This window comes from Microbulbifer sp. TYP-18 (assembly GCF_040932045.1).
Classification (GTDB): Bacteria; Pseudomonadota; Gammaproteobacteria; order Pseudomonadales; family Cellvibrionaceae; genus Microbulbifer.
The window spans coordinates 1-527 of the sequence record NZ_JBFRBC010000097.1; the positions used below are offsets into that span (position 1 = coordinate 1).

Here is a 527-nt window from a genome sequence, read left to right on the forward strand (position 1 = left end):
GCGGACGGCGGGAAAGACCGCTGACAGCCGGGAAAGACCGGCACCAAGCAATCCACCCACAGGATGGAGCTGAGTACAGCGCTCGGGGGGGAGATCAGGCACGACACGACCGCGAAGTGTGTGGAGATACAGTGCCAAGGGCTATAGCCCCGAGCCGGTGGAAGGCCGGCACCTATTACAAAATGACGGGCACAGGGACCGGGGATGAAAACAAACTTCCGAAAATCGAATTTGCGCACATCACAACCGGTGTTTGACCGGTTAAAGGCGGTGGCGAAGCGCTACGGTATCGGCCACGAGCAGTTGGCCAGGATCATTATCGAGACGTCACTGCCCATTTACGAAGCTGAGACTCTCGAAGAGGTTAAAAAAGCCCAGGCAGCCCAAGCCATATTGGGCAAGTACAAAAAGCTGTAAATGGAGGTCCCGATTAGCCGGCGGTACAACATCAATCAAGAGCAGGTTATGCCATGAAAGAAATCATCCCTCAGTTGTTGGCGGAGTTGCCCGAGCATGACCGTCAGCGG

Annotated in this window: 1 protein-coding gene; it reads left to right on the forward strand. The window is 55.8% G+C overall.

The annotated features are described in order from the left end of the window. The first annotated feature begins 204 nt into the window (after nucleotides 1-204). The gene (locus ABVT36_RS19120; protein ID WP_367152086.1) at nucleotides 205-417 is read left to right on the forward strand and encodes a hypothetical protein; all 213 of its coding nucleotides are present in this window, start codon (nucleotides 205-207) and stop codon (nucleotides 415-417) included. Nucleotides 418-527 lie beyond the last annotated feature (110 nt).

Excerpts from the sequence above, each read along its gene's own strand:
- ABVT36_RS19120 (WP_367152086.1), top strand. The coding sequence starts at position 205 with ATGAAAACAAACTTCCGAAAATCGAATTTGCGCACATCACAACCGGTG.